Below are 26,001 nucleotides of genomic sequence, written 5' to 3'. Positions count from 1 at the left end.
CGACGATTCTCGCTGATGAGAATAAGCACCAAGGATTATACCGAAAGAGTCGAACCTCGGAGACATGTCGCCGAACTCCGACGCTCCTCGGTCGCTGCCGAGCGAGCAGATACCGTCGCTTCTCGTCGGTCTCGGGGGGCTGTTTTTCCTCCTCTTTCTGGCCGGGCAGTACGTCTTCTACCGGGCGCAGTTCGGTCTCTCGGAAGGTCTCGCGGTCAGTTTCTCGCTCTACGTAATCTTCATGGCGGCGCTGATAGGCGGCGGGTACTGGCTCGGCAGGAGCGACCTCCCGCCGAAGCGCTACCCCCGCATCGGCGGGTGGGTACTCGGCGGTCTCCTGTTCTTCCTCACCATCAATCTCGCCATCATGGCGTCGTGGTCGGGCGGTACGACGCCGTTTCGCTTCTCGTGGGGGCTCTGGGCGGCGAACGTCGGGGCGTCGGGCGGCCTGCTCGTCGGTTGCGTCGAGGCGCGAGCCATCCAGCGCGAACTCGAAGCCCAACGGGCCTCGATGCGCGCCGAACAGGCCGAAGGACAGCGCCAGTGGTTCGACTATCTCAACGGTCTCCTGCGTCACGAAGTGCTGAACACCACGAACGTCATCATCGGCTACGCGTCGGTTCTGCTCGAAGACGACGACCTCGACGGAGCCACCGAGTCCGCCCTCGAACGGATTTACCGACAGGGCCAAGACATGACGAAGGTCATTCGCGACGTGCAGGTGCTGATAGAACTGACGCAAGACGACGCGGACCTGCGACCGGTGGACCTCCGGGACGTACTCGACGACGAACTGCGAGTAATCGCGGAGAACTACGAGGCTGTCGAAATCGAGACCGCCGTTCCGGAGTCGCTACTCGTGACCGCGGACGACCTGCTTCCGCGGATCTTCGGGAACCTGCTCAGGAACGCCGTCGAACACCACGACGGCGACCGGCCGCGGATACGAGTGACCGCCGAGCGAACCGGCGAGACGGTCGCGGTCCGGGTCGCGGACGACGGTCCCGGCGTCCCGGCCAAAGAGCGCGCGGCGCTCTTCGAACGGAGCGACAACAGCGGCGCGACCCACGGTCTCGGTCTCTACATCGTGCAGACGCTGACCGAGCGCTACGACGGGAGCGTGGAACTGACCGAGACCGGTCCCGAGGGGAGCGTCTTCACGGTCACGCTCCCGGCCGCGGACCGAGGCGAGGCGGTCGAGGAAGCGAACGAGTCGGTCGGTGAATCCGGCGAAACAGTCGGCGATTCTACTGAGACGCCCGGCGAGTCCAGTGAACTGGCCGAGAAATCCGGTGAAACGACGGTCGAGGGTTAGTCTCGCACGGCCGTCGCCGAATCGGCGAAGTACTGCGCCACGTCCTCCGGGTCATCTACCGCGTCCAGCGCCAGCGCCAGTTTCACCCGCGCCTTCCACGGCGCGAGGTCGCCGCCGGGAATCGCACCTCGGTCCTGTAGCGTCTGACCGCCGCCCGCGGTGCCGTAGACCGCGCCGGTGGTTCCCGCGCCGCACCGCGAGGTCAACACGACCGGGACGCCCGCGTCGATGGCGTCCGCGACGGCCTCGCCGAGTTCGCCGGTCGCGTTCCCGAGACCGGTTCCCGCGAGGACGAGACCGTCCACACCGGATTCGACCGCGCGCTCGACTTGCGCGCCGTCCACGCCCGCCGCCGAGACGACCATCTCGACGCGAGCGTCGGGTTCCTCGACCGACGCGTCCTCCCCCGCGACCGGGAGGTAAACCGACTCGCTCCGCGGTTCGCGGTGGAGTCGAATCCCGGCGCGGGTCAGCGTGGCGACCGGGCCGTCGTTCGGCGAGGCGAACGCGGCGAGTTTGTGCGTGTGGACCTTCCGCACGTCGCGGGCCGCGTGGAGTTCGTCGTCGAACGCGAGGAAGACGCCTTCGCTCACCCGGGAGTGGGTGGCCGCGCGGACGGCCGCGAGCAAGTTCGCGGCCGCGTCGGAACTCGGTTCGTCGAGTCGGCGCTGAGCGCCCGTGACGACGACCGGGACCGAGAGCGAGCAGACCAAATCGAGGAAGTACGCGGTCTCGGCCATCGTGTCCGTGCCGTGGGTTACGACGACGGCGTCTGCACCCTCTGCGGCCGCATCGCGGGTGCGCCCGGCGACCTCCGCCATGATTCCGAAGTCCACGTCGAACCCCGGGACCTGCGAGACCGACTCGACGCCGAGGTCGGCGTGGGACGCGAGGTTCGGCACCGAAACGAGGAGGTCTTCGCCGTCGAGACTCGGTGCGGCCCCGCCCTCGTCGGGCGTGCTTGCGATGGTGCCGCCGGTCGCGACGACGTGAACTTGCGGGAGCATACGTCAACTCGCGCGTCCGGTGCCAAGAGCGTACGGGTCGGGGAGAGACTTGTCACCCTCCCGGACGCTCTCAAATCGCCCCGGAAATTTATTTATTCTAGTTCGTCGTACGTGTCCTGTGTTCGGGAGCTTTCCCCACGAGGCGGAACCCGACGGGGCCGTGTTCGGACCGCACCACTTCTATCTCGGCGTCCTGCTGATACTGCTGGTCTGTTGGATGCTCAACGACGCCGATTCGGAGGGCGGCCCGTGGGGTATCGCGGGACTGACGCTGCTGTCGGTGTTCGCGTTCGCGCTGACGTGGCCGTACTACCCCGCGGTCGGCGCGTTCGGCGTGTTGGTCCTGCTCGGCGTCGCCACGCTCGCGGCGATGCGCCCGCGCTGGTGGCGCTACGGGACGGTGCCCCACGCCGCGCTCCTCGTCGGCCTGTTCGTCGCGTGGGACGACGCCCTCAGCCACGCGCTCGGCTGGCGGACGCCGCTGGATTCGCTCTGGGCGCGATACCTCCACTCCTACGTCTCGGACCCCTACGTGCCCGAGAAGCTTCGCTTGCCCGAGGGCGTGCGACTGCCGACCGAGGTCCGCCTACCCCCCGACCTGAAAGCCTTCGTCGCGGAGCAGGTCGGCGGCGCGCTCGCGGTGGTCCCCCTGTAGTTCGATGCGGCCCTCGTCGACGGTCCCGCCGGTGGCGAGGTTGCTCTTGAGTTGCGAGGCGAGGTCGCCTACGTCCACCGAGGTGGAGTCGAACCCCTCCACGATAGTCACCGCTTTGCCGTAGGTCCGCTCCTCGACGCGGACCGTGAGTTGCTGTTCGGCCCGTCCGAGGTCCTCGTCGATGCCGAGTTCGTCCGGAAGCCCCGAAACGTCGCTGATGTCTTTGTCTTCCCCCATAACTCGACGTAGGGGATTCGAACCTTTCAGCCTTCCCCGCCGGAGAACCGCCGTCCGAATCCGGCCTCGGTACTCCCGGACGACCGACCGGCCAGCTATCGCCCGTCTGAAACTTCTCTTCTGCCATCCCCGGCTTATAAACCCCTGCTGCGCCTTTTGGCAGGCATGGACCGAGTCGCAATCATCGGAGCCTCGATGACCGAGTTCGGGGAGCGCGAGGAGTGGTTGCGCGAGTTGCTCGCGCAGGCGGGCCGCGAGTGCCTCGCCGACGCCGGCGTCGCTCCCGACGAGGTCGACCACCTGTACGTCTCGAACATGGCCAGCGGCGAGTTCGAGGGCCAGACCGGCGTGCCGAACGCGCTGGCCCACGACCTCGGCGCGTTGCCGGCCTACACCCAGCGCGTGGACCAGACCAGCGCCTCCGGCGGCGCCGGCGTCTACGCCGCGTGGCAGTCGGTCGCCTCGGGAGCGAGCGAGATGACCCTGCTGGTCGGGGGCGAGAAGATGACCCACAAGACGACCGCGGAGGCGACCGACGTCATCGCGTCGCTCACTCACCCCGTCGAGTACAAGCACGGCGTGACCCTGCCGAGTTTCGCGGGCCTCACGGCGCGTCGGTACCTCCACGAGTACGACGCGCCCCGCGAGAGTCTGGCGAAGGTCGCGGTGAAGAACCACCGGAACGGACTCGACAACCCCCACGCCCAGTTCCGCAAGGAAGTGGACTTAGAGACCGTCATGGAGTCGCCCATCGTGGCCGACCCCCTGCGACTCTACGACTTCTGTCCCATCACCGACGGGAGCGCGGGCCTGCTGTTCTGCCCCGAGTCCGTGGCCGAGGAGTACGTCCCCGAGAGCGAGTACACCGTGATTTCGGGCATCGGCGGCGCGACCGACACCCACGTCGTCCACGAGCGAGACGACCCCACCGTGATGGGCGGTGCCGTCGAGAGTTCCGACGACGCCTACGAGATGGCCGACTTGGACCCCGAGGACGTGGACGTGGCGGAACTCCACGACATGTTCACCATCCTCGAGTTCCTCCAGAGCGAGGCCGTCGGCTTCTTCGAGCAGGGAGAAGGGTGGAAGGCCGTCGAGGAGGGCGTCACGGACCGAGACGGCGAGTTGCCCGTCAACACCTCGGGCGGCCTGAAGTCGAAGGGCCACCCGCTCGGCGCGAGCGGCGTCGCACAGGTGTACGAACTCCACCGGCAGTTGCTCGGCGACGCGGGCGACCGGCAGGTCGACTGCGAGGTCGGTCTCGCCTGCAACGTCGGCGGGTTCGGCAACTGCGTGACCACCACGATTCTGGAGGAACCCTGAGATGACGCTGAACGCCTACCGATGCCCGAACGGGCACGTGACCTATCCGGGCCACGAACTGTGTCCCGAGTGCGGCGAGGAACAGTCTGACGAAATCGACCTGAGCGACGAGACGGCGGAGGTCGTGACGTGGACGACGAACACCGCGACCCCGCCGGGCGTCCGGCAACCCAACTCGCTGGCCGTCGTGGAGTTCGAAGTGGACGGCGAGTCGGTCCGCGCCATCGGACAACTGGCCGAGGACACCGAGGTCGAAATCGGCGACGAGGTGCGGCCGGTCTACGCCGAGGAGTTGCGCGACCCCGACGCTGGGATTCGGGAGAAGGAGAGCCAAGAGTGGGATGGGTATCGGTTCGAATCCGTCTGAGCAGTCCGCTTCGACTCGACGCCAGCGAGGTTTCTCACGCCCCGGGGAGAGTTTCCGGGTCGAGCGGTTCGGACGCGGCCCGATACTCCTCGTAGAGCGATTCGGCCCACGACTCGACGGTCGGGTTCTCGGTGGCTAACACTCCCCGTACCATCCGTTCGTCCCCGACTCGGTCGCCCAGCCACAACACCACCTGTTCGTCGAAGATGTGGAGATTGATCGGAACGTCGCCCTCGTACTTCCAGACCCCGTTCCGCTCCGCTCGCCGCCGCCAGAGCGGAACCTGTTCCGACTCCGCGCCGAGGTGGTCGAACCAACTGGCTTCCAGTACGACCTGCGCGTCCAACTGTCCCGCTTCTGACCGGTCGTCGATTATCTCCACGTACCGTCGCATGGCGAGTTCCACGAGCGAGCGCAACTCGGTCGCCGTGCGAATTGCCTCGGCAACGTAGTCGTACGGCTCTGACGGGTCAGGGCGAGTCGGCGTGATTACGTCGGCGTCACAGAAGTGGCGGAAGTCGAGCGAGCGAGCGGGCGACGGGAGCCAGTGGACGGCCTCTCCGAGGTGTTGGACGCCTTCGAGCGTCCGCACGTAGTCGCGGAACTCGCGTATCATGACCGACCCGAGGTCCGTGAGTTCGTATCGGCTCCCCTCCGAGCGTATCCACTCGCGCGATTCGCCCTCGTCCAGTATTCGAGCGACCGTCGAGCGCGAGGCCCCCGTTCGCTCGGCGAGGTCCCTGCTCGTCGTCGGCCCGTCGGTGAGCGCTTCGAACACCCGTACGCTGTTCGCCGAGTTTGCGAACACTCGAATCGCGTCCAGCGTCGGCTCGATGGTTCGTGGTGACATTTCACACGCCCCGTGTCGGGGAGTACGCCCGTGCGGTCTCTAATACTTTCCCACGGGGCCGGAACGTTCGCGGGACGCGGGAATATTCCCACCGAATAGGGCTATGGACGAATCGGGCGTCGTCTACTTCGGGGCCCGCGTTCCGGGCCGGTGAACCAGACAGATGACGCGACTACCAACGAATCGAGTGGAGCGCATCGGACGGCGAACGTTCCTGAAGACCGGGACGGCAGTGGCGGTCGGTTCCGTCGTGACCGGGAACGCCGGCGCGGACGAAGGGTCGAGCGTCTCGAATTTCCACCCCGGCGACTCAGTCGCCGTCGGAGATGGCACGGTGACGGCGTACGCGACTACCGGTTCGACGAACGCAGTTACGACGGTCGGCGTCCACATCGACGGTGCCGCGCTGAACGCGTTCGACGACGAAGAAGTGGCCACACCGCTCGCCTTGCCGTCGGAGACGGTCGCCGGCGAGGACATCGACCGCCACCAGTTCTCCTTCGCGAAATTCGAGTACCTGCCGACAGGCCACTGGCCCGAAGGGGTGTACGACGTTCCACATCTGGACGTCGAGTTCCACATGCTCGACCGGCCGACCGTGGAGGGAATCGAATCGGGTCCGGCCAACTACGCGATTCCGGAGCCGCAGTTACCTGAGGGCCACGTCCGCCCGCCTGCGGTCGACACCGACGACGACGGGGAACCCGACGCACCGCTCGTGGAGGCGGAGCGCGGGGAGCCCATCGGCAATCCGAACGCGCCGGAGTTCGAGGAGGGCGGTCAGTTCACGCACACGCACGTCTACGGCGCGTACGACCCGGACGGCGACGGTGTCGGTCGGCTCACCCTGTTCGAGCCGATGATTGCGGTCGAGTTCGCCGCCGGGGTGGACGCGGTGGTCACCGCCGAGTTACGGACGCCGGCGGAGTTCTTCACCGCCGACGAGTATCCGACGGCGTACGCGTTGCAACCGACCGGAGACGGCGGCGTGTACCTCTATCTCGACGACTTCGAGGCCTTCTCGGGGCCGAGCGAGTGACTCCCGGCCCCCGAGATTCGGTCGCCGCGAACGGGAGGACGAAAAGACGCCTCGTCGACCCCCGAAGCTGACAACCCCGGCGACCGAACGACGGACTCACATGTCACCCCCCGAAGAAGGCGACACCCGGACCTTCCAGCGCACCTTCACGCCCGAGGACGTGCGGCAGTTCGCCGACGTCTCGGGCGACGAGCAACCCCGTCACCTCGAACCCGACGACGACGGCCGACTGCTGGTCCACGGCCTGCTCACGGCGACGATGCCGACCAAAATCGGGGCCGACTTGGAAGTCCTCGGGCGCTCGATGACCTTCGACTTCCGAAAGCCGGTCTATACCGGGGAGACGCTGACCTGCGAGATGACCGTCGAGGCCGTCGATGAGCAGACCGACCGCTACGACCTCTCGGCGGCCGTCACCTGCGAGAACGAGGACGGCGAGACGGTTCTGACCGGCACCGTCGAGGGACTGGTCTGGAAGTAGGTCGAGAGAGAACAATAAATAGCTGTCTAAGAGACGTATTTTCACGTGGAAAAGGACGGTTTTCGTGTCTTAGTGTCGTCACCCGGCGAAAACTCAGACGTTGGCCGTCTCGTCTTCGAGCGCATCGTCGGTCGCCTCGTCGCGCTCTGCGACTGCGGCCGACTCCCGGATGTCTCGTTCGATGTCCTCGCGGCCCTTCTTGAACTCGCCCATCGCTTGCCCGGTCGAGCGCGCGAGTTTTGGGAGTTTGTTCGCGCCGAACAGCAGGACGGCGACCAGCAGGATTACCATCATCTCCATCCCGCCCGGCACGGGACCGAACAGCGGTGTCGGAATCATAGCGAGCGTCCTACGCGAGCGGTCGATATCAACGTCTCGTCGGTCAGTCGGCTGTCACCTCGCGCGTCGCCGAATCCTCGTCGCCCGCGTCCGGCGCCCCGACCGGGTCGGAGCGTGTTCGACTTCCAACACCTGATAAACCGGTAGATTGACATTGAATCCGCGGCCGTGTCGGAGTATGTTCCCGCCGGGCCACTACGGGTTGGCGCTCGCGCTCTACGCGGTGGTCGGGTACGCCCTACTCTCGCGGGGGTACGTCCGCGACGCGCTCTCTGGCGGCGGCGTCGTCCTCTCGTACGCGCTGCTTCCCGACTTGGACGGCCGGTTCGAGTTTCTGGTCCACCGCGGCGTGACCCACACCCTCTGGTTCGCCGTGGCGGTCGGCGGTCTCTGCGTGCTGGTCGTCGCCTCGTCGCTCCTCGCCCGACCGCGGCGCGAAGCGCTCCGGGGGGCGCTCTGGGCGTTCTTCCTCGGGAGTTTCGCGGTCGTCACCCACCTCCTCGCGGACCTCGTCAACCCGTGGGGCGTGATGCCGATTTACCCCGTTTCGCCCGCGCTCTACTCGCTGGACCTCGTGCGCGCGACCAACGACGCCGCCAACTACGCGATGCTCGCGTTCGGCGTCGGATGCGCGACGGCGGCGTGGGTCGCGGGCCGCGCCCCGACGGCCGACCCGTCGCTGGTCCGGCGACTGTACCGCAGACTTCGGCGCGGAGGCGGAGCGGCCGAGTAGCTACGCGTCGTCGTCCGCGTCGGAACCGTCCGCATCGGAACCGCTGGCGTCGGCGCCGTCGGCAGTAGAGTCGCCCGCGTCGGTGCTTGAACCGTCCGCTCGTTCGTCGTCGCCGTCCTCGCCCGCCGCAGTCGCGTCTCCGGCGGACGCGTCCGCCGGAGACGCACCGTCCGCGTTCCGGCGCCGCTCCATCTCGTCCTTGATGGATTCGAGTTCGGCCTCCACGTCCACCTCGGCCCGGTCGTCCTTCGATGCGTCCGCAGCGTCGCCCTCGTCTTCCGAGTCCTCGCTCTCGTCGGTGAGTTCGATGGTCGTCCCGCCCTGCAGGTCGGCGTCGCCGTCAGACCGCTCGTCGTCGGAGGGTCGCTCGTCGCGCCCCCGTTGGCCGTCGCGGCCTCGCTCGCGGTCGATGTCCCGCTCGCGCCGCCGGGACTCGTCTACCTCCTGTCGCTCGCGCTCGACCCGGTCGCGAATCTCGCGGTTGATTCGCCGGGCGTCTTCGAGGATGTCGCGCGCCGCGTCCTCGCGGGGGAGGTCGCTCTCTCGAATCGTCGTCTCCACGTCTTCGAGCGCCGATTCGAGGCGGTCGAGAGTGAGGCGACTGGCGTCGGCCGCCCGACCCTGAAGTCGGTCGCGCTCCTCGCCGACGACGCTACGCTCGGGGTCGAGCAGGCGGATGACCTGCTGGAGCGCCTTCAGCGCCCGGACGTTGGCCTCCAGCATGGCGATGGCGGTCGGAATCGCGTACTCGCCGGTGAACGACAGCACCTCGCGGGGCGTCGGCGGGCGCGGCAGGCCGAGCGGTCCCTCCGGCGGGCGGCCGAGTTCGGTCCGGAGTTCCCTGACCCGCGCTTCGAGGTCCTCGACTCGCTCGTCGATTCGTTCGGGGTCCCGGTCGTCGGGGGTCGGCCGGTCGCCCGCGTCGCGTCGGTCGTCGCGGTCGTCTCTCATGCCCGGGCCTACGTGTCGCGTCGTAAAGAGTTTGGCCGCTCCGGAGACGAGGCGAAGTGAACGAGACTCGCATGTCTGTTCGCTTCGCGCAGTCACGGATTCCGATTTCGCGCGCTCCGCAGATTTCCGCCTCTCAGAACGCCTCGCTCAGGAAGACCTCCGTCTCGGGGAGCATCGCCGCGAGCGCGTCGCGGGCCTCCGGCGTCCGCGCGTCGAGGTCCGCGAACGTCTCGGCGTCGCCGACCGAGTGATAGCCGACGTAGACCTGCGAGAGCGCGCTCACGGAAGCGGCTACGTCCGCGTCTCCCCCGTCGCGGACCCGCTCGCAGGTCGCGCGGCCGTCCGCGACGGCGACCCGGAAGGCGTCGTCGTTCCAGTCCGCGAGGGGGTCCTCGACCGCGACGGTGAACTCGGCGTCGAGGTCGTCCGGGTAGTCCAGCGCCTCGAGCGCGGCCGGAACGTCCACGATGCGGGCCATCGGTCCGGCCTTCACCTCGCAGTCGAGGTCCGCGGGGTCCGGCACTTCGTCGAGAAGAGCGGTCTCCGGCGGGGCGTAGACGGTGACGGTCTCGACCTGCGAGTCGTGGTTGGCGAGGAATCGCAGGCAGTTGAGGCGGGCCGCGCGGTCCGCCGCGGCGAACTCGCTGACGTGGAGGCGCTTGCCCTCGTCCTCGTCTTCGACGCGGTAGACCAGATACCCCCGCAGGTCGCCGTCGCGCTTCCAGCCGTAGACGTAGGGGTCGCCGCGCCATCCGCTGAAGACGCGCTCGCGCCACCAGTCCTCGGTGCGCTCGACGGTGAGTTCGTACTCCTCGTTCGCCGCGGCCAGAACCGGGTCGAGGCGGTCGTAATCGTCCTCGTCCAGTTTCCGGAACTCGCCGCCGGCGAGCGGGGAGTCTCTGGCGAACGAGAGCGCGCCCGGGTCGCACTCGTAGCGGAGCCACTTGTTCGCCAGCCCCCAGCCCTGTCGCTCGTAGAAGGGATGCTCGAACGCCCAGAGCGCGGTCAGGAAGTCGCCGCGCTCGCGGTACTCCGCCAGCGACTCGCCCAGCAGACGGGCGACGTTCCCCTGCCGTCGGTGTTGCGGCGGCGACGCCACCGCCGACAGGCCGGGCATCTCGAACCGCTGGCCCCGAAGCGAGGTCCGAAACCAGTAGTGGACGCAGACACAGAGCATCTCGTCGCCGTCGAACAGCGCACGCTCCTCGCCGGGTTGCTCGTCGAGGTCCCGCTCGTACTCGTCCTGCGGGCCGTCCTCGGGGCTGAAGGCGTACTGCACGTAGTCCCGAAACTGGGTCTTCCGGTCGTCCGGAAGGGGCCGATAGTCCATGCCGGAGGGGCGTCCGGGGCGACCAAATAGGTTGCCACGGTGTGCCACGTCGTGGCAAGTGACGGACGCGGAATCGAAGGGTTTTCGTTATCTACATGACACTCCGAAGTATGTCGCTCTCCGCTCGCGACGCCCTCGAATACGCCACCCGAGACGCGTATCTGAAACTCTACGCGGTTCTCGCCGGCGGATTTGTGCTAATGTTCGCCGGTCAGTTCGTGTTCGCAACTGCCGTCGGGAGCCTCCTTGCACTCCTCGGATTACTCGGTATCTTCACCGGCCTTCTGGGCGTGTTGGCCGCCACGGTGGCCGTCCTGCACAAGATTCTCGCCGAGAGTTGATTCTTCGCGCCGACCTACTCCGCCGCGCGCCGGTACTGGACCGGCCATTCCACGCGGTCGGTCGCGCCCAACTCCTCGGCGGCGTGGAGCGCGAAGTACGGGTCCCGGAGGTGTTCCCGGCCGACGATGGCGAGGTCGGCGCGGTCGTTGCGAATCAGCGCGTCGGCCTGCTTGGGTTCGGTGATTCCGCCGACAGCGCCGACCAGCGCCTCGGTCGCCTCGCCGACGCGCTCGGCGTACCGGACCTGATAGTTCGGTCCCGTCTGGGGGACCTGCTGGTCGGGGTGGGTGCCGCCGGCGCTCACGTCCACGAGGTCGGCACCCGCCTCGGCGAGCAGCGGCGCGAGTCTGGCGGTGTCCTCGACGGTCCACGACTCGCGGTCGGGCAACCAGTCGGTCGCCGAGACCCGGACGAAGACGGGCTTGTCGCCCGGCCAGACCTCCCGGACGGCGGCGGTGACCTCGCGGACGAGTCGGGTTCTCGACTCGAAGTCGCCGCCGTACTCGTCGTCGCGGTGGTTCGTCACCGGCGAGAGGAACTCGTGGAGCAGGTAGCCGTGCGCGGCGTGGACCTCCGCGATTTCGAAGCCCGCGTCGAGCGCGCGCTCGGCCCCGGCGACGAAGGCGTCCGTGACCGCCTCGATGTCGTCGCGGTCCATCTTCCGGGTCCGCGCCTCGCCCTCCTCGTAGGGGTAGGGGTCGGCGCTCGGTGCCACGGTCTCCCAGCCGCCTTCGTCCGGTTGCAGCGGAACGCTGCCGTCCCACGGCCGGGTCTTGCTGGCCTTCCGACCCGCGTGGGCGAGTTGGATGGCGGGCGTCGCGCCCCGCTCCGAGATGAACTCGGCGACCGGTGCGAGGGCGTCGGCGTGGTCGTCGCTCCAGATACCCAAGTCGTGGGGCGTGATGCGGCCCCGAGGTTCGACCGCGGTCGCCTCGGTCATCACGATGCCGGCGCCGCCGGTGGCCCGACTCCCGAGGTGGACCTCGTGCCAGTCGGTGGCGAGTCCGTCGCGGTCGCAGGAGTACTGGCACAACTCGCCAGTCCAGTATAAACAACGCAAACACTATGGGGACGGCCCGAGATGGTCGAAATACGATGGCCGAGAAAACCACCGTCGCCTTTCGGGTTGCCGAAGACGTGAAAGCTGAATGGGAAGACGCCGCCGAAGGACCAGAATACAACAGCCTCAGCCACCTTATCCGGCTTTCAGTTCAGAAAGAGATAGCCAGCGAGGGCCGTCAGACCGCCGCCGAGGACGGCCAACCCGCGACCGAAGCCAGCGGGGAAGTCCTCGATTCGCTCACGCGACTTGAGCGCACCGTCGGCGAGATGCACGACGAACTGGAGGCTATCGGGCGGGAAGACCGAGACGAAGAACTCTACGACCTCGAACAAGTCTTACTGGAGATACTGCCGACCGCGCCCTCGGGACTACAGGAACCCGACGAGGCGCAAATCGAGAACGACGCCGCAACCGCCGAGGACTTGTCTGCTCGAATCGGCGCGCGAACCTCGGACGTGAGCGACGCGCTCGAACGACTCGCCACGAACTCGGCGCAAGTGAGGGACGCCACGCACCGCACGACCGACGAAGCCTACTACTGGAGGGTCGAGTGATGGATAGCGATACCGCCATTTCCCTGTTCCACAACCGGCAGACCAACAAGAAGGCCGACAGCACCGCCAACCGCTATACGCAAGTCGTGCAGGACTTCGCTGAGTGGCTGGAGAACCCCGGCGAGAAGGACTATGACCCAAACCTGCATGACCGAGAACCGAAGTCGATTTGGGAGGCTACGACCGGCTACGTCGAAGTCTTTCTTGAACAACTGCTACAGAATGGCGGCTATACAGGCGGCAGTATCGGGGTTCGGGAAACCGCCCTGTCCGTATTCTATCAGGAGCTTGAGGAGATTGACCGAGACCCCCGCATTGACGAAGACCTACCCTCAACCGAGAACCCCATTGAAGACCTTGACCTGTCAGATTGGGAGTCATTGAAGAACGGGACGAAGAAAAAGCAAGAGGCGAAAGGCCCGACGTACCTCGAACCCGACGAAATCAGGGAGTTGGCAAACAACGTCCCGTCGCCAATTCCCCGCAACGACCTGATAGTTCGACTGCTGTATCATACCGGGCTTCGGCGGGGCGAACTCGTCAACATCCAGCTTGACGACTTGGACACCGAACGGCGCACTATCGACGTACACGCCGAGAAGACCCACCAGAACCGCACCGTGCGCTATCAGTCGTCGCTCGATACGGCCATGACTCGGTGGCTGAACGTCGAACGTAAGGCCCTCGCAACTGCCGGGAGCGACTACCTGTTTCCCACCAGTCACTCGGAGCGCATTGACCCAAATCACGTCAACCGGATGATAAAGAAGGCCGCCGACAACGCCGGGCTACAGAAATACCTCTACACCGACGCGCAGGACAACGACCACGACAGAATCACGGCGCACGTTATCCGGCATAGCTACGCCGTGCAATGCATCAAAAACGGGATGGACACGCGGCGACTCCAGAAGCTCATGGGTCACTCGAAAATCGAGACGACCGAGAAATACCTTCAGTTCACCGACAAAGACCTGCTCGACGCCGCGCGAACCTACGGCGCAGGGACCGAACTGGGGCAGTAGTCGGGAATAGTTCCACGCGGGGCCGTCGCTCCCTCCGGTCGCAGGGACGGCCACAACGCGCTCTCGCTCTTTCTGCGCAGGCAACTCGATAAGCCGCCGACCGACGCCGACGCGCTCAGTCCTGCTTGAGACGACTCCAGTCGGGGTTGTAGTCGTCGTCGGACGAGTGCGTAGTCGTGCCTCGGATAGCGAGTCGGTGCTTCAAGAGCCACCGCCGGACGGTCTCGACGTTCGCGCCGGTCTCGTCGGCGATTTCTCGGGCAGACATTCCTCGGTCAACAAACATTACTCGCATGAGTTCGCGGTTCTGGAGATGGCTCATGATTGGGTGGGTGGGATTGGTTCGGGCAGTAACGCGAGAAGGCCACGACCGACGCCGACGCGCAACGGCGGGGACGGGCGCTTCTCGCGTGGAAACGCGTGGAGTGCGGTTCTCCCGGCGTAGGGTGTGGGGTTGGACGGGCGAGATGGCCCTCCGAACGGTTACTGCTCGGCTTTGAGGGGTTCGTCGTCGGCGTGCTTCTGGCGATGCTCGGCAGGACTGACGACCTCGATGTTGTCAGGGCGATTGTCGAACGGATGGCCGTCCTTGTGATGGACGTGCATACCTTCGAGTTCGCTCAGGTCGTCCACCTTGAGCGTGGCGAGTAAGCGGTGAACGTACACGTAGTCGTCCGTTTCGCCAGCCTGACACCGCCACCGTTCGTAACCATTCTCTTTCGTGTCAAAATTGGCGGGACGGTCGGACGGCGAGCGCGTCGAGCGCGGCGAGATGTCGAACTTGTCCATGTGGTGACGAATTGCCCCGCGACTACAGCCGCATCGCGCGGCAATCTCACGCTGGCTGAGACCCTTCTCGCAGTAGGCTTCGCGCAGGAACTCCTCGTCGCGGTACTTCGGTTCGGTCGTGTCAGTACTGCTCTCGGTCGTCGTGGAGGTGGGTTGCGTCGTGGACATTGTTGTGGGGTTTCGGACGGCGGAGCGCGGCCAAAAACAGCACAGCGAGGGCCGCGATACGGAAAATAGGATGCCGAGTAACTCGGCGACGGTAGGAAACACTACGCGCAGTCAATCGACTGCTCCCCGAAGGAACCGAGCGCGATGAACCTAACGCGCATAGGATTACGGCCCTTCGGGTTAGAACGCCGAAGACTGTCGTGTAGGACTCTGCCGGACTTCCCGCGTTCGGTGTTGCGAGTTGTTACTCGCCGTGTTGTTGAACGAGAATCCAACGCGGGCAACGCGAAAGCCGAGAATCGAACTCTCACGGGGGCTGAGTTCCCAACGCGGGATTTAAAACTGCAAATTCCCCCCATGAAGTGGGTGCGTCCCTCGGCCGTGCTTGCCTCGGACTGTTGCTGAAGGCCTCTTAGTCGCGCGTAGGCGTCGGCGGCTTCCACGAGTTGTATTCCTCGGTTCAGCCTTAGCCTACGGCGGGCCACCATCCAGCGGCAGGGGCACGAGAGCTATGCCCTATGGACATAGCCCTTGACCTCGAACGGACGCTTTGCTCGACCGGGCTTTCACCGGCCAGAACTCCGCAAGTCGGTTCTACTCGTCGTCGCCGTAGTCTAAGTCTGCGTCTTCGTCGGGGACTTCGAGCAGAAGAACGAGCTTGTCGGCGGTCGATTCGATTACGTCCACGAACTCGCCCTCCTCGGGTTGCGGGAAGTCGTTTCGCTTGTCGCGGTTCGGTCGAAAGAGGACTTCTCTACGATACGCCATTGTTAGGACAACTCCTTTCGGATTTCCTTCCACGACTGGTCGGTATCCACGTCGGCGAACTTGTCGGCGAAGTCGCTCTCGTTTTCGTCCTGTTCGTCTTCGAGGACACGCTCGATGAGCGCGCTGACGACCGCGCCGTTCGCCACGTCGGTCGTACCAAACAGTTGTTCGGCGGCTTTCTTCAGGTCTCGCTTCTCGTCTTCGCTCAGTAGGATTGACTTGTTTCGGGCCATGATTGGATTGAATCGAAAGGAGACTGCGTGGCGGGGACCACGACCTCGCTCTCACTCCTATGAAAGCACAAGTGGTATATATACCGGGGGGTGGATGCTCGGAGGACCCACGGGGGTCCCTCCGAATCTCCTTCCTCATTCCTGTGAAAGCACAAGGGTATATATACCGCCCCCTACCCCCCACCTATTCGGCCGACAGAGAACTTCTCGGGCCGAATCCCAAATCACTTATATACTCTTGGCGTTCAACTCTACGCGGAATAGTTGGATATACCTCCAAGTTTCTCGGAGAAAGTTGGACGTTTGTCTTCCAAATTTGGCCGAATCCGCGCGTGAGAACTCGGGACTCAGCCTCTCGCGCCGCCGAGAATGGGGAGAACTCAAGGCAGGAACTCGGCGAGACTCGACTCGATAACGGCCCGCTCCCGCCCCGAGCGCAAAATCGGGTGAAATTCAGGCAAAATCGAGACTACGACGCACGCCGAGTTACCAACAAACGCGATTGGCGGGCTGACTGGTGTAATAACCGCCTTCCCGCCCCTCGCGTGGGGCGGTACCTCGCGGGGTTGGGTTGCGGGCGCGAATCGCGGGCGGGGCTGGCCCTCGGGGGCAACCCTCGGCGACACCGAACGCGGGAAGGCCCCGTCCTCGCCCCGCGCACAATCGGGCGCAGGAACTCGCGCGTCGGTCTCGGCGGCTTCTCGCGTTACTGCCCCTCGGGGTTCGACCCTCAGCCCTCGGCCTTCGCGGGCAATCGCTCACGCGCTCGCAGACGCTCACGTGGGCGTAATCTACATTCGGAGAGAAACCCACGAGGGGGACAAACCGAGGGGGGCAACCCAAGAGTACCACCCCGAGAGTATGAATCTCGAACGGTTCCGTTACTCGATAAGGCCCGGTACGCCCTACATCAAGTGTTGGGGACTACTGCGCATTGGGACTCTTGCGCTTCGGTTCCTTGCGCTCCGGCCCCTTCGGGCTACCCCCTACGCTCACAATCGCCCGTGAGTTCTCACAGAGTGCCCTCGGTCTCGCTCACAAACCGCCAGCGAGAGACGACCCAACCCCTTGCCCCTCGCCGAGGATTCGCTCACGCAACTGTCGGTCACATTCTCCATGCTCACGGGACCATATAGCCTCTCGGCCAAGAAAAATCGGGGGCGTCGGGCAACCTCACGACCGTTAACGCTGTATATACTCATTCAGCGAGAACTGGCACATCGGCGAGACCATCACGCGATTCCGAATCTCCGCGTCGCGAATCGACAGCGCGGCAAAGAGGTCGTCGGTCATCGCTTGCTCCTCGGGACTCCGGGCCCGAAAGGCCTCGGCTCACCCACGTTTCTTGCCGAGGGTTGCGATTCTGGGTTTTCGCACCTCCGAAACACTTATTGTAGCCATTCCCGTTATTGGTGAATCAATGTCTGGGGAGGAACGAAGGGGGAGCCAGAAATCGATAGCTCGATTTCGACGTCGACTGGCGGACCTCAAGCGGAACGGGTGTAACATTCTACTCGTCGGTACCGACGCGCTGGACGCGGCCTGCGAGCGACTGCTCGGCGAGTCGAGCGCCGGACCGCGCTACCGGCTGTTCGTGACGACCGACGCGAGACCGCCGACCGCCTACGCGAGGCTGAAGTCCGTCCAGTCGGGACCGTACGGCGACGAAGCCGCGGTCGTGAACTGGCAGGCCGACGTTCGCGGGGGGAGCGCGGCCGACGACGCCTCGCACGAAACCGGCACGCTCGGAGACGAATCGCTCGGGGACGGGTCCGGCGTGCGCGACTCCTCCGACGAGTCGTTCGCTCGGGTGCCCGTCGAGGGCGACGAACTCCGGGACCTCGGCAGTACCGTCGAGGAGACCATCGAGCGCTTCGACGCCGACAGCGGTGGCCTCTCGCCCGCGGAGCTACGGCTCTGCTTCGACTCTATCGTCCCGTTGGTCGCCGACCACGAGGACCGGGACGTACGCCGGTTCCTCCTCGGCCTGACCGAGACCGTCGAGCGGTTCGACGGGATGGCTCACTACCACCTCCCCGCGGAGTACGACTCCGAGACGGTCCGCTCCGTCGAGGCGCTGTTCGACGCCGTCGTGGAGGTCCGGTACGGCGGCGACGGCATCGAACAGCGGTGGCACCTCTCGGAACCGGACATGACGACCCATTGGCTGTCGCTGTAGGACGGTTCTCCTTCGAGCGCGTCGCCTCGTTCCTGTCCAGTTAACCGTTTCGAGCGCACGCCTACGTCCGCCATCTTTTCCCCGCCATCCCTTCGTCCCCATCCTGTCGCCCGCTACCGCTTCGACGGCCCCGTGGGGCCTGAGGCGACGGACCGGTCGCGCTCGTGGCCGACGTACCAGTCGTGCTCCTCCAGGAGTCGCTTCCAGACGCGGGGGTCCGCGCCGGGCGACTCCCGGTTGACGTGTCGAATCCGACGCAGGTCGCGTTTGCCGAGTCGGTGGAAGTGGGGCTTGCCGAGCAGTTCCCGGATGCCGCGGGACTCCTCGGTGCCTTCGATGCGCTGTTTTCGGCGCTCGCGGTCCTCCGCGACGAGTTCGCCGGGGCTGAGGCTGTAGTAGTACGACTCGACCGTCGGGTACCACCCTCCGCTGACCGCGTCGTTCGTACAGGCGAGCAGGGTCGACCGGGCCGCCGAGCGCTTCTGCTGGCGGTCCTCCCCGCTCTCGGTGCGGTCGACGTGTTCGACCGCGGCGTCAACGAGCGCGTCGTGGGCCGACAGCACCGTATGGAGGTCGTCGACCAAATCGCTGAGTCGCTCGGCGGTCTTGATTCGGAAGCGTCGCTCGGCGCGCTCGTCGTGTTTCAGGTACTTGCCTTTGGCGTCGGCCTCGTACTCGCGGGCGGCGAAGTAGTTCCCGTTGAGCGTCACCAGCGACTTCAGGTAGGCCGACTTCTGGTCGTCGGCCTCGACCGGGAGACCGACGACTCGCTGGCCCGCGGTCGCGAGCGCCTCCAGAAATCGCTCACCGTCGAGGCGCAGGTAGTCGTACCGGCCGTCGTTGTCCTCGACGAGGTACTTCGACCCCGTGAAGAACGCTTTCGACACCATCGGCGCTACCCGTATCGAATCACCGCTCGACAATAAATTTCTCGTGGATTATCACCTGCGAGAATCGGTAGACGTCGGGGCTGTGGCTTCGGTTTTCACCAGTCCGTGAGCGAGGTCCGCGCGAGCAGTCCGTCGATGGCGCTGGCCCGGCGTTCGAGGTCTGCGAGGTGGCCCCGGAGCAGATGGCCGGTGGCGTGGTCGCCGAGGCTCTCCGCGAGTTCGATGTGACTGCTGACGCTCTCGATGGAGTCGCCGTAGGCTTCGAGGTCGTTGGCCAGCGAGGACCGGACGTCGTACACGTCCTCGCCCTCGAAGGGAATCGGACTGTGGCGCTCGAACGCGGCGGGACCGCTCAGGGGGACGCCACCGATTTCGGCGACTCGGCGGGCCAGCGCGTCGGCGTGGCGCTCGGACTCCGCGGCCGCCTCGCCGAGGAACCCGGCGAGTTCGCGCGACTCGGGTCCGGCGACGTTCCAGTTGTGCTTGCGGAGTTGGTGATAGCGGACGACGCTCGCCGCGAGGTCGAGGTTGAGGGCCTCCACGACCTGCTCGGCCTTCTCGGCGTCGAAGCGGACGGCGTTGGCCTCGACGGTGCCCGCCTGCTGGAGTACCTGTCGCTGTTGGCTCATGTGGGTTAGCCTCCGACTCGGGTACCACCGGCGGCCGCTTAAGCGTACTCGCAGTCGCGATGCCGTGCGGTCTAATCGCGTCGGCATTGGCTACATCCCTCGAGACTCGAACCGGGCATCAGCGTCACGGAGAAGGCGGAGCCAATTCAGTCTCCGCGCTCGTCGAAAATCGGAACGGACTCCCGACACTCTACCAGAACGTCTGGGTCCAAATCCGCCACCAAGTTCCGCTCGCCGCGGTTCAGGCCCGCCTGCACACTCCCGTCGGGGCGGACGACCCGCGAGCGCCCGGCGTACGCCGTCGGGTCGCCGACCGTACTCCGGCCGGTCCGGCCCGCGCCGACCACCCACCGAACCCCGTCGAGTGCGCGGGCGCGGAGGAGAAGTTTCCAATTCTGGCTGTGGGCCGCGGGCCACGCGCCGACGACGAACAGGGCTTCGACGTCGGGCGTGGCGAACGCCGCGCTCTCGCCGACGAAGTTGAGGTCGTAGCAGGTCAGCAGGGCGGTGGTGCCGACCGGCGTCTCGACCGTGATGCGCTCGGTGCCGGGGTCGAGGACGTACGCTTCGTTTGCCCAGAGGTGGCGCTTGCGGTAGACGGTGGTCGAACCGTCCGCGCCGAGGTACGCCGCGGCGTTGTAGCGGGTCTCGCCAGCGTCCTCGGCGAAGCCGACGAGAAGCGCGGTGTCGGTCGAGACGGCGAGGTCCGCCAGTCGTCCGAGCGCCGCGGCGTCGCGCGAGAGGGCGGCGGTCCGGATTCGCTCGTCGGCGACGAACCCGGTCAGAGCGTACTCGGGGAACAGCGCGACGTCTATCTCCGGTGGAAGGTCGGTGACGCGCTCACAGACGGTTTCGAGGTTCGCCGCCACGTCGAGGTCGGCCACCGCCGTCTGGCAGGCGGCGACGGTCGGCGTCCGCGCGGCGGTGGTCGGCGTCTCGACGGGTCGTGAATCCCCGTTCACGTCCGACGACTCGGAGCGACGCGAGAAAAGCGGTCGGGGTTCGCGGCGAGTACCTTTTCGAGTCTGGGGACCCTCGACGGACGTGTCGAAGCGCCGCCGGGTGATTCCTCGGAGCGTAGTGGGCGACTGCTGGACCGCTTGCCCGGAAATCGACGCCGAACCCGCTCGAATGGAGGGAGAGCGGCGGAATCGTCGTTAATCCAATCTTGAGTAAATATTTTACCCGCGGAGTGCAAAGGGGTGTGTATGTCCCAACAACCACTCCAGCGTCGGGAGCGCCTTTACATCGACGGTGAATGGCACGAGGCCGACGACGTACTCGAAGTGACCGACCTCGCCGACGGCGGCACGTTCGCGCAGGTCGCGGCCGCCAGCCCCGAGCAGGCCGACGACGCGCTCGCCGCGGCGCAGCGCGCCGAGTCGGAACTGCGCGAGACGACCATCCCCCAGCGCGTCGAATGGCTCGACGCGATTGCGGAGGGCCTGCTCGAACGCAAGGAGGAACTCGCCGAGGTCATCGTCCGCGAGGCGGGCAAGCCCATCTCGTCGGCCCGCGGCGAAGTCGAGAGCGCGGCCGAGCGGTTCCGCCGCGCGAAGGAGGAGGCCCGCTCGCTGAAGGGCGAGTTCCGCGAGGGCACGACCGCCGGACACGAGGGCTGGAAGGCCATCGTCAAGCACGAACCAATCGGCACCGTGCTGGCCATCACGCCGTACAACTACCCGCTATCGACCACGGCGCTGTCGGTGGCGCCCGCGATGGCGGCCGGCAACTCCGTCATCCTCAAGCCCGCGAGCGACACGCCGGTCAGCGCGGCGATTCTGGCCGACGTGATTTCGGAACTCGACCTGCCGGACGGCGCGTTCAACTTCGTGCCGGGTCGCGGGAGCGTCATCGGCGACGTGCTCTCGGGCGACGACCGCGTGAACGCCATCTCGATGACCGGGTCGAGCGCGGCGGGCAAGCACGTCGCCAAGGAGAGCGGCATGGTCAACCTCCACATGGAACTCGGCGGGAACGCCCCGGCCGTGGTCTTCCCCGACGCCGACTTGGGCGACGTGGCCGGCCAGTGTGCCAAGGGGTCGTTCAAGTACGCGGGCCAGCGGTGTTCGGCCGTGAGCCGCGTCCTCGCCCACGAGTCGGTCCACGACGAGGTGGTCGACCTGATCGAAGCCGAGATGGACAGTTGGCAACCCGGCGACCTCTTCGAGGAGGACACCACGATGGGGCCGCTCATCAACGAGGGGCAGGCCGAGTGGGTCGAGGAACTGGTCGAAGACGCCGTCGAGAAGGGCGCCGACCTCGTTCGCGGCGGCGAGCGCGACGGCATCCACTTCGAACCGACCCTGCTGGCGAACGTGCCCCACGACGCCCGCATCGTCCACGAGGAGCAGTTCGGTCCGGTCGCGGCCGTCACGACCTTCGAGGACGAGGAGCAGGCCGTCGAAATCGCCAACCGCGGCGACCTCGCGCTCGACGCGTCGGTGTTCACGAGCGACTACGACCGCGCGATGGACCTCAGCGACCGGTTGGACGCCGGGGCGGTCCGCATCAACGGTGCCCCGAGTCACGGTCTCGGCGACATCCCGTTCGGCGGCAACAAGGCCTCGGGCATCGGTCGGCAGGGCCTCCACACGACCATCGAGGAGATGGTCCGGAAGAAGAGCATCGTCCTCTGAAGTCGGCCGCCGCGCTCCCCCGTCGATTGTGGTCGTTGCGCTCCGACGCTGCGCTAGCGTTTTGCGGCGACGCGCGCTGGTTTTCCGCGTCGCTCTCTCGCTACTTTTGTTTCTCGTCGTTCTACTTTCCGTGGTTCTACTTCCCGTCGTTCGACGTTTCGCCGTTCGACATTCCGCCGTTCGACGTTTCGCCGTTCGACATTCCGCCGTTCGACGTTTCGCCGTTCGACATTCCGCCGTTCGAACTCCCATCGTTCGACCTCTCGTCGTTCGACCTCTCGTCGTTCGACTGGTCGCCGACGCCGGGGTCGAACATCTCCCGGATTCGCCTCGTCAGGGCGTCTCGTAGCTCTCGGAGTTCACGTAGGGTTTGGTGACTCCCGACTCCCGCCGACTTCGATTCCGAGACGGGTTCGTCGACGCGAGCGATTTCGGGTCTGCTCCCCGGGTCGGGTCTCCGGGCACCGTCGGAATCGGGGTACGGAAACCGGTGGGTTCGCCACGACGACGGGAGCGAGTCTCGGCGCGCGAGTTCGAGAGACTGGCCCGCGATGGTCTCGGCGTCGAGTCGGGAGTAGACCGCGCCGTCCTCGTGGAAGAGACCGTTGACCCGACCCTTCTCGCGGGGCGTCCGGAGGTACGCCGGGCGGAGCATCAAACTCCAGAAGAAGTCGCCGTCGAGCGTGCCCGCGTCGTGGACCTCCCGAATCGTCGGTGCGAGACTGGCGAGATTCGGCGCGAAGCGCGTGGGCGGTTCTTCGAGGGTGCGCTGCCACTCGGTACACCAGAGCGGTTTCGGGGAGGACGACTCTCCGTCGCCGACCTCCGCGGCGATGTCGTCGGCGAGCGCGCGCTGTTCGGCGACGTACTCGCGTGCCGCGTCCCGGTCTCTCGGGAGATTCATGTGGAACTGGTAGGCGTCGAGCGCGTCGTCGCGGTCGTAGACGCGGGCGAAGCGCACGTCCTTGGTGCCCATCGTGAGCGTGGCCTCCGGCGCGGTCCGGCGGACGACTCCGAGCGCGTCGGTCACGAAGTCTCGGCGCGGTCGAACGTCGCCGGGTTCGTTCATGATTTCGGTGGCGAGCAGTCGGTCGTCCTCGGCGTACTCCTGCGCCCATCGGCGCGCGAAGTGAATCGGCGAGCGGTCGTAGCCCTTCCAGTTGCGCGGTCGGAGGATTTCCGGTCGCGACGGTGAGTGGACGCCGAAAGCCTTCTGGGGGTCTCTCTCGCGGCAGTTTTCCTCGGTCGGCGGTAACTCCGGGGGAGCCTCGAAGAGAACGACGATAGGTCGGATGCCCCGCTCGCGGCAGGCCGAGAGGAAGTGTTCGACGTGCGCGAAGAACGCCGGGCCGTCCTCGCGCCAGTACTCGTAGGACGCGAAGACCCGGACGCTGTTCAGGCGGAGTCGGGCGGCGTAGCCCAGTTCCCGCTCAATAGTCGCGTTCTCGTAGTCGGCCCACATCTGGTAGGCGTTCCAGTCCTTCTGCGGGAGGTAAACCGCGCCTCGAACGTCACGGAGGGCGTCGTCGTTTCCGGAGGTGGAATCGTTCCGGGAGGCGGAACCATTCTGAGAGGTGGTATCGTTCCGGGAGGTGGCGTCGCTGTGGGAGATGTCATCACTTCGGGAACCGGCTCCCGGCCGGTCGGCGTTCGAAGTTCGGGTCTCGCTTCCGGCGTCGTCCACGAAGGTGGAGAGCGAATCCGAAGATAAAAACGTTCCGTGGAATCCGGTGATAGGTCTCGGTCGGAAACCGGTTGTTCTGTCGGGGTCGTTCTGCTGGATTCGTTCTGCTGGGTTCGTACTACCGAGTTCGTTCTGTCGGAGTCGTCACGGCGAACCGTGGTACAGCCAACCACCATTTCCGCTGTTTCGTCTGTTCGGGGGGATATATAAATACCCCCACCCCGTCGTTCCTCTGAATCGGCCCGGGGACGGTGGGGTGGGTACGGTGAAAGCGAACGGACATCGGTTATTTCCGGAACGATGTAGTCGAAATAGACTAAATAGACTAGTTTGCGGATTCTGTTTCTGAGACTAGGACAAGAAGCTTGCTATTTTCAGGGACTCCTCGCTGACTGCCCCACCCACCCCGCCTCTCACGCTATTCAGCGGAACGATGGGGTGGGGGTGTTTCTTAAATAACTCGCTCACATGAATCAGCGGAATCAGCGGAACGGGTGGTTTCGACAAGTTCAAGACCGACCCACCACTCCGCCACGAGTAGCATGGGCTCTTTCGATTTCGTCCGCGAGTACTCCCCGTACACCAACCGCGAGGCGCTGTTGGACGACTACACGCCCGACACGCTGGTCGGCCGCGACGACGAACTGGAGGAGTACCACGGGGCGCTCCAACCCGCCATCTACGGCGAGCAACCCGACAACATCTTCCTCTACGGCAAGGCGGGCGTGGGCAAGACCGCCGCCACCCGATTTCTCCTGAACAAACTCGTGGACAACGCCGAACAGTACGAGGACCTCGACGTTCGCACCGAAATCATCAACTGCGACGGGCTCAACTCCTCGTATCGGGTCGCCAGCAACCTCGTCAACACGATGCGACCGCCCTCGAACCACATCAGCGAGACGGGGTACTCTCGCTCGCAGGTCTACGACATCATGTGGGAGGAACTCGACAACGCGGGCGGCATCATCCTCATCGTGCTGGACGAAATCGACCACCTCAAGGACGACTCCATCCTCTACCAACTCTCTCGCGCCCGGGAAAACGAGAACCTCACCGAGGCCCGCATCGGTCTCATCGGCATCAGCAACGACCTCACGTTCCGCGACTCGCTCTCGCCCAAGGTCCGCTCGTCGCTCTGTGAGCGCGCTATCTCCTTCTCGACGTACGACGCCAACGAACTCCGCGCGGTCCTCGAACAGCGCAAGGAAGTCGCGTTCAAGGACGACGTACTGAGCGACGACGTGGTGCCGCTCTGCGCCGCGTTCGGCGCTCAAGAGTCGGGCGACGCCCGAAAGGCGCTCGACCTGCTCCTGAAGGCGGGGGACCTCGCCCGCGAGCAGAACGACGAGGAGGTCACCGAACAGCACGTCCGCCGGGGCCGCCAACTCCTCGAACGCGAACAGGTCGCTCGCGGCATCGCGGACCTCAACGACCACGAGCGCCTCGTGGTCTACGCGCTCGCCACGCTCGAAGCCGAGGACGACACCCCGGCGCGCTCCCGGGAGATCTACACGCGCTACAAGTCGCTCGCGGACGCCGCGGGCAAGGACTCGCTCACCGCCCGGTGGCTACGCGAACACTTGGACGACCTCGCCATGCTCGGCATCCTGAACGTCACCGAAATCAACGAAGGCTCGGCCGGCGGCAAGTACCGGGAGTACGACCTCCAGCAGGACCTCGCGGTCGTCTTGGACGCGCTCGAAGAGACCTTCGAGTCGATGGGCGTCCACGCCAGCGTCAAGGGCTACCTATGACCACTTTTTGCTGCGCTCGGTCGCCCTGAGCCTGCGGCTCGGGTTCCCTCGCTGGCAAAAGCTTGGGGAAAAAACACGGCGGTCGTCCCTCCACTCGCTCCCTCGTGTTAGTCCTCCCTTGGTCCGCTCGCTCGTCGCGTCGCCCGGCGCTTCGCGCCGCGCTGTCACTCCTCGCTCGCGGTCGTCACGCTAGCCCGACCGCACTACTCGCTGGTTCGGGCCGTGACCGCACAGTACCGCTGACCGTACTCCGTGCGTGTCTCGTCCGGCTTTCCACCAATTATTCGGTACCCGACAAAATAGTCGAGCGTACACATGGTCGAAGTTGGCGACCACTACAGACCGGCGCGCGGCGATTCGGACGACACCGGCGAGAGCGGCGACGGTCCCGTCTATCGCGTCGTCGGCGCGACCGACGAAATCGTACTGCTCCGCGTCACCGACGCCGCCGGTCGGCGCGCGAACACCGGCGACCTGCGTCACGTCGCGTCCGAGACGCTGACCGACGAGTTCGAACGCGCCGAGAATCCGGACGCCGACTTCTCGCCGATTGCCGAGGTCACGAACCTGCTGTCGGGGATGTACTGGAGCGTCCGCCGGTTCTTCTGACGACGGCCGACCCGCTCTTAACCTAACTATATCCCTGCTAAACAT

General features: G+C 65.8%; 29 protein-coding genes. 14 read left to right on the top strand and 15 right to left on the bottom strand.

Features of this window, described 5'->3' with window-relative positions; genetic code table 11:
- Nucleotides 1-64 precede the first annotated feature (64 nt).
- Complete coding sequence (locus tag M0R89_RS14515; RefSeq protein WP_248649799.1) at nt 65-1,315, top strand: sensor histidine kinase; 1,251 nt, start codon at nt 65-67, stop codon at nt 1,313-1,315.
- On the opposite strand, the gene M0R89_RS14510 is transcribed toward M0R89_RS14515, so the two are convergent.
- On the bottom strand, nt 1,312-2,322 hold the full coding sequence (locus tag M0R89_RS14510; protein WP_248649798.1) for an asparaginase: 1,011 nt from the start codon (nt 2,320-2,322) through the stop codon (nt 1,312-1,314). The genes M0R89_RS14515 and M0R89_RS14510 overlap by 4 nt on opposite strands.
- A 118-nt stretch (nt 2,323-2,440) precedes the next feature.
- On the opposite strand from M0R89_RS14510, the gene M0R89_RS14505 reads away from it, so the two are divergent.
- Nucleotides 2,441-2,977 carry a hypothetical protein gene (locus M0R89_RS14505; protein ID WP_248649797.1) on the top strand — a complete coding sequence of 179 codons (537 nt, stop codon included), beginning with the start codon at nt 2,441-2,443 and terminating at the stop codon, nt 2,975-2,977.
- On the opposite strand, the gene yciH is transcribed toward M0R89_RS14505, so the two are convergent.
- Nucleotides 2,909-3,214 carry a stress response translation initiation inhibitor YciH gene (gene yciH, locus M0R89_RS14500; protein WP_248649796.1) on the bottom strand — a complete coding sequence of 102 codons (306 nt, stop codon included), beginning with the start codon at nt 3,212-3,214 and terminating at the stop codon, nt 2,909-2,911. The genes M0R89_RS14505 and yciH overlap by 69 nt on opposite strands.
- A 165-nt stretch (nt 3,215-3,379) precedes the next feature.
- Here yciH and M0R89_RS14495 point away from each other — a divergent pair, with 165 nt between their 5' ends.
- Nucleotides 3,380-4,537: a thiolase family protein gene (locus tag M0R89_RS14495; protein WP_248649795.1), complete on the top strand. Its 1,158-nt coding sequence runs from the start codon at nt 3,380-3,382 to the stop codon at nt 4,535-4,537.
- 1 nt (nt 4,538) lies between these two features.
- On the top strand, nt 4,539-4,904 hold the full coding sequence (locus M0R89_RS14490; RefSeq protein WP_248649794.1) for a Zn-ribbon domain-containing OB-fold protein: 366 nt from the start codon (nt 4,539-4,541) through the stop codon (nt 4,902-4,904).
- A gap of 34 nt (nt 4,905-4,938) precedes the next feature.
- Here M0R89_RS14490 and M0R89_RS14485 read toward each other — a convergent pair whose 3' ends face one another.
- Nucleotides 4,939-5,754, bottom strand: coding sequence for a helix-turn-helix transcriptional regulator (locus M0R89_RS14485; protein WP_248649793.1), 816 nt, complete (start codon nt 5,752-5,754; stop codon nt 4,939-4,941).
- A gap of 163 nt (nt 5,755-5,917) precedes the next feature.
- On the opposite strand from M0R89_RS14485, the gene M0R89_RS14480 reads away from it, so the two are divergent.
- Nucleotides 5,918-6,793, top strand: coding sequence for a hypothetical protein (locus M0R89_RS14480; protein WP_248649792.1), 876 nt, complete (start codon nt 5,918-5,920; stop codon nt 6,791-6,793).
- A 100-nt stretch (nt 6,794-6,893) separates the two neighbouring features.
- Entirely contained in the window at nt 6,894-7,274 is a 381-nt protein-coding gene (locus M0R89_RS14475) for a MaoC/PaaZ C-terminal domain-containing protein (protein ID WP_248649791.1), read from the top strand.
- A 93-nt stretch (nt 7,275-7,367) separates the two neighbouring features.
- On the opposite strand, the gene M0R89_RS14470 is transcribed toward M0R89_RS14475, so the two are convergent.
- Nucleotides 7,368-7,613 carry a Sec-independent protein translocase subunit TatA/TatB gene (locus tag M0R89_RS14470; RefSeq protein ID WP_248649790.1) on the bottom strand — a complete coding sequence of 82 codons (246 nt, stop codon included), beginning with the start codon at nt 7,611-7,613 and terminating at the stop codon, nt 7,368-7,370.
- Between the two features lie 178 nt (nt 7,614-7,791).
- On the opposite strand from M0R89_RS14470, the gene M0R89_RS14465 reads away from it, so the two are divergent.
- On the top strand, nt 7,792-8,346 hold the full coding sequence (locus tag M0R89_RS14465) for a metal-dependent hydrolase (RefSeq protein ID WP_248649789.1): 555 nt from the start codon (nt 7,792-7,794) through the stop codon (nt 8,344-8,346).
- On the opposite strand, the gene M0R89_RS14460 is transcribed toward M0R89_RS14465, so the two are convergent.
- On the bottom strand, nt 8,347-9,297 hold the full coding sequence (locus M0R89_RS14460) for a DUF7547 family protein (protein WP_248649788.1): 951 nt from the start codon (nt 9,295-9,297) through the stop codon (nt 8,347-8,349).
- 133 nt (nt 9,298-9,430) lie between these two features.
- A complete protein-coding gene (locus tag M0R89_RS14455; protein ID WP_248649787.1) occupies nt 9,431-10,627 on the bottom strand; it encodes a GNAT family N-acetyltransferase in 1,197 nt (398 codons plus the stop codon).
- Between the two features lie 110 nt (nt 10,628-10,737).
- Between M0R89_RS14455 and M0R89_RS14450 the strand changes: the two genes are divergently transcribed.
- Nucleotides 10,738-10,968, top strand: coding sequence for a hypothetical protein (locus M0R89_RS14450; protein ID WP_248649786.1), 231 nt, complete (start codon nt 10,738-10,740; stop codon nt 10,966-10,968).
- Between the two features lie 14 nt (nt 10,969-10,982).
- Here M0R89_RS14450 and M0R89_RS14445 read toward each other — a convergent pair whose 3' ends face one another.
- On the bottom strand, nt 10,983-12,002 hold the full coding sequence (locus tag M0R89_RS14445; RefSeq protein WP_248649785.1) for an NADH:flavin oxidoreductase/NADH oxidase: 1,020 nt from the start codon (nt 12,000-12,002) through the stop codon (nt 10,983-10,985).
- Between the two features lie 62 nt (nt 12,003-12,064).
- Between M0R89_RS14445 and M0R89_RS14440 the strand changes: the two genes are divergently transcribed.
- Together M0R89_RS14440 and M0R89_RS14435 are read left to right on the top strand one after the other, a co-directional pair.
- Entirely contained in the window at nt 12,065-12,586 is a 522-nt protein-coding gene (locus tag M0R89_RS14440) for a hypothetical protein (RefSeq protein ID WP_248649784.1), read from the top strand.
- On the top strand, nt 12,586-13,611 hold the full coding sequence (locus tag M0R89_RS14435; protein ID WP_248649783.1) for a tyrosine-type recombinase/integrase: 1,026 nt from the start codon (nt 12,586-12,588) through the stop codon (nt 13,609-13,611). The genes M0R89_RS14440 and M0R89_RS14435 overlap by 1 nt, the downstream gene beginning before the upstream one ends.
- A gap of 115 nt (nt 13,612-13,726) precedes the next feature.
- Here M0R89_RS14435 and M0R89_RS14430 read toward each other — a convergent pair whose 3' ends face one another.
- The 4 genes from M0R89_RS14430 to M0R89_RS14415 all read right to left on the bottom strand — a co-directional run bounded on the left by M0R89_RS14430 (nt 13,727) and on the right by M0R89_RS14415 (nt 15,569).
- The gene (locus M0R89_RS14430) at nt 13,727-13,879 is read right to left on the bottom strand and encodes a hypothetical protein (protein ID WP_248649782.1); all 153 of its coding nucleotides are present in this window, start codon (nt 13,877-13,879) and stop codon (nt 13,727-13,729) included.
- A gap of 215 nt (nt 13,880-14,094) precedes the next feature.
- Nucleotides 14,095-14,568, bottom strand: coding sequence for an HNH endonuclease (locus M0R89_RS14425; protein ID WP_248649781.1), 474 nt, complete (start codon nt 14,566-14,568; stop codon nt 14,095-14,097).
- Nucleotides 14,569-15,162: 594 nt separating this feature from the next.
- Nucleotides 15,163-15,336: a hypothetical protein gene (locus M0R89_RS14420; RefSeq protein ID WP_248649780.1), complete on the bottom strand. Its 174-nt coding sequence runs from the start codon at nt 15,334-15,336 to the stop codon at nt 15,163-15,165.
- Between the two features lie 2 nt (nt 15,337-15,338).
- Nucleotides 15,339-15,569 (bottom strand): hypothetical protein, encoded by a 231-nt coding sequence (locus M0R89_RS14415; RefSeq protein WP_248649779.1) that lies wholly within the window; start codon nt 15,567-15,569, stop codon nt 15,339-15,341.
- Nucleotides 15,570-16,989: 1,420 nt separating this feature from the next.
- Between M0R89_RS14415 and M0R89_RS14410 the strand changes: the two genes are divergently transcribed.
- Entirely contained in the window at nt 16,990-17,748 is a 759-nt protein-coding gene (locus tag M0R89_RS14410; RefSeq protein WP_248649778.1) for a DUF7504 family protein, read from the top strand.
- A gap of 113 nt (nt 17,749-17,861) precedes the next feature.
- Here M0R89_RS14410 and M0R89_RS14405 read toward each other — a convergent pair whose 3' ends face one another.
- The 3 genes from M0R89_RS14405 to M0R89_RS14395 form a co-directional block, all read right to left on the bottom strand.
- The gene (locus M0R89_RS14405; protein WP_248649777.1) at nt 17,862-18,638 is read right to left on the bottom strand and encodes a hypothetical protein; all 777 of its coding nucleotides are present in this window, start codon (nt 18,636-18,638) and stop codon (nt 17,862-17,864) included.
- A gap of 95 nt (nt 18,639-18,733) precedes the next feature.
- A complete protein-coding gene (gene dpsA, locus M0R89_RS14400) occupies nt 18,734-19,267 on the bottom strand; it encodes a DNA starvation/stationary phase protection protein DpsA (protein ID WP_248649776.1) in 534 nt (177 codons plus the stop codon).
- A 146-nt stretch (nt 19,268-19,413) separates the two neighbouring features.
- Complete coding sequence (locus tag M0R89_RS14395) at nt 19,414-20,229, bottom strand: carbon-nitrogen hydrolase family protein (RefSeq protein ID WP_248649775.1); 816 nt, start codon at nt 20,227-20,229, stop codon at nt 19,414-19,416.
- A 246-nt stretch (nt 20,230-20,475) separates the two neighbouring features.
- On the opposite strand from M0R89_RS14395, the gene M0R89_RS14390 reads away from it, so the two are divergent.
- Nucleotides 20,476-21,906 (top strand): aldehyde dehydrogenase family protein, encoded by a 1,431-nt coding sequence (locus tag M0R89_RS14390; protein WP_248649774.1) that lies wholly within the window; start codon nt 20,476-20,478, stop codon nt 21,904-21,906.
- A gap of 136 nt (nt 21,907-22,042) precedes the next feature.
- On the opposite strand, the gene M0R89_RS14385 is transcribed toward M0R89_RS14390, so the two are convergent.
- Nucleotides 22,043-23,590 carry a cellulase family glycosylhydrolase gene (locus tag M0R89_RS14385; protein ID WP_248649773.1) on the bottom strand — a complete coding sequence of 516 codons (1,548 nt, stop codon included), beginning with the start codon at nt 23,588-23,590 and terminating at the stop codon, nt 22,043-22,045.
- A gap of 542 nt (nt 23,591-24,132) precedes the next feature.
- On the opposite strand from M0R89_RS14385, the gene M0R89_RS14380 reads away from it, so the two are divergent.
- Both M0R89_RS14380 and M0R89_RS14375 read left to right on the top strand, forming a co-directional pair.
- The gene (locus tag M0R89_RS14380; RefSeq protein WP_248649772.1) at nt 24,133-25,347 is read left to right on the top strand and encodes a Cdc6/Cdc18 family protein; all 1,215 of its coding nucleotides are present in this window, start codon (nt 24,133-24,135) and stop codon (nt 25,345-25,347) included.
- A gap of 315 nt (nt 25,348-25,662) precedes the next feature.
- Nucleotides 25,663-25,956 carry a hypothetical protein gene (locus tag M0R89_RS14375; protein WP_248649771.1) on the top strand — a complete coding sequence of 98 codons (294 nt, stop codon included), beginning with the start codon at nt 25,663-25,665 and terminating at the stop codon, nt 25,954-25,956.
- The last annotated feature ends 45 nt before the right edge of the window (nt 25,957-26,001 follow it).

The organism is Halorussus limi (assembly GCF_023238205.1).
Taxonomy (GTDB): Archaea; Halobacteriota; Halobacteria; order Halobacteriales; family Haladaptataceae; genus Halorussus; species Halorussus limi.
The sequence above is the reverse complement of the archived record's forward strand: the minus strand, read 5'-3'. Positions and strand labels throughout refer to the sequence as shown.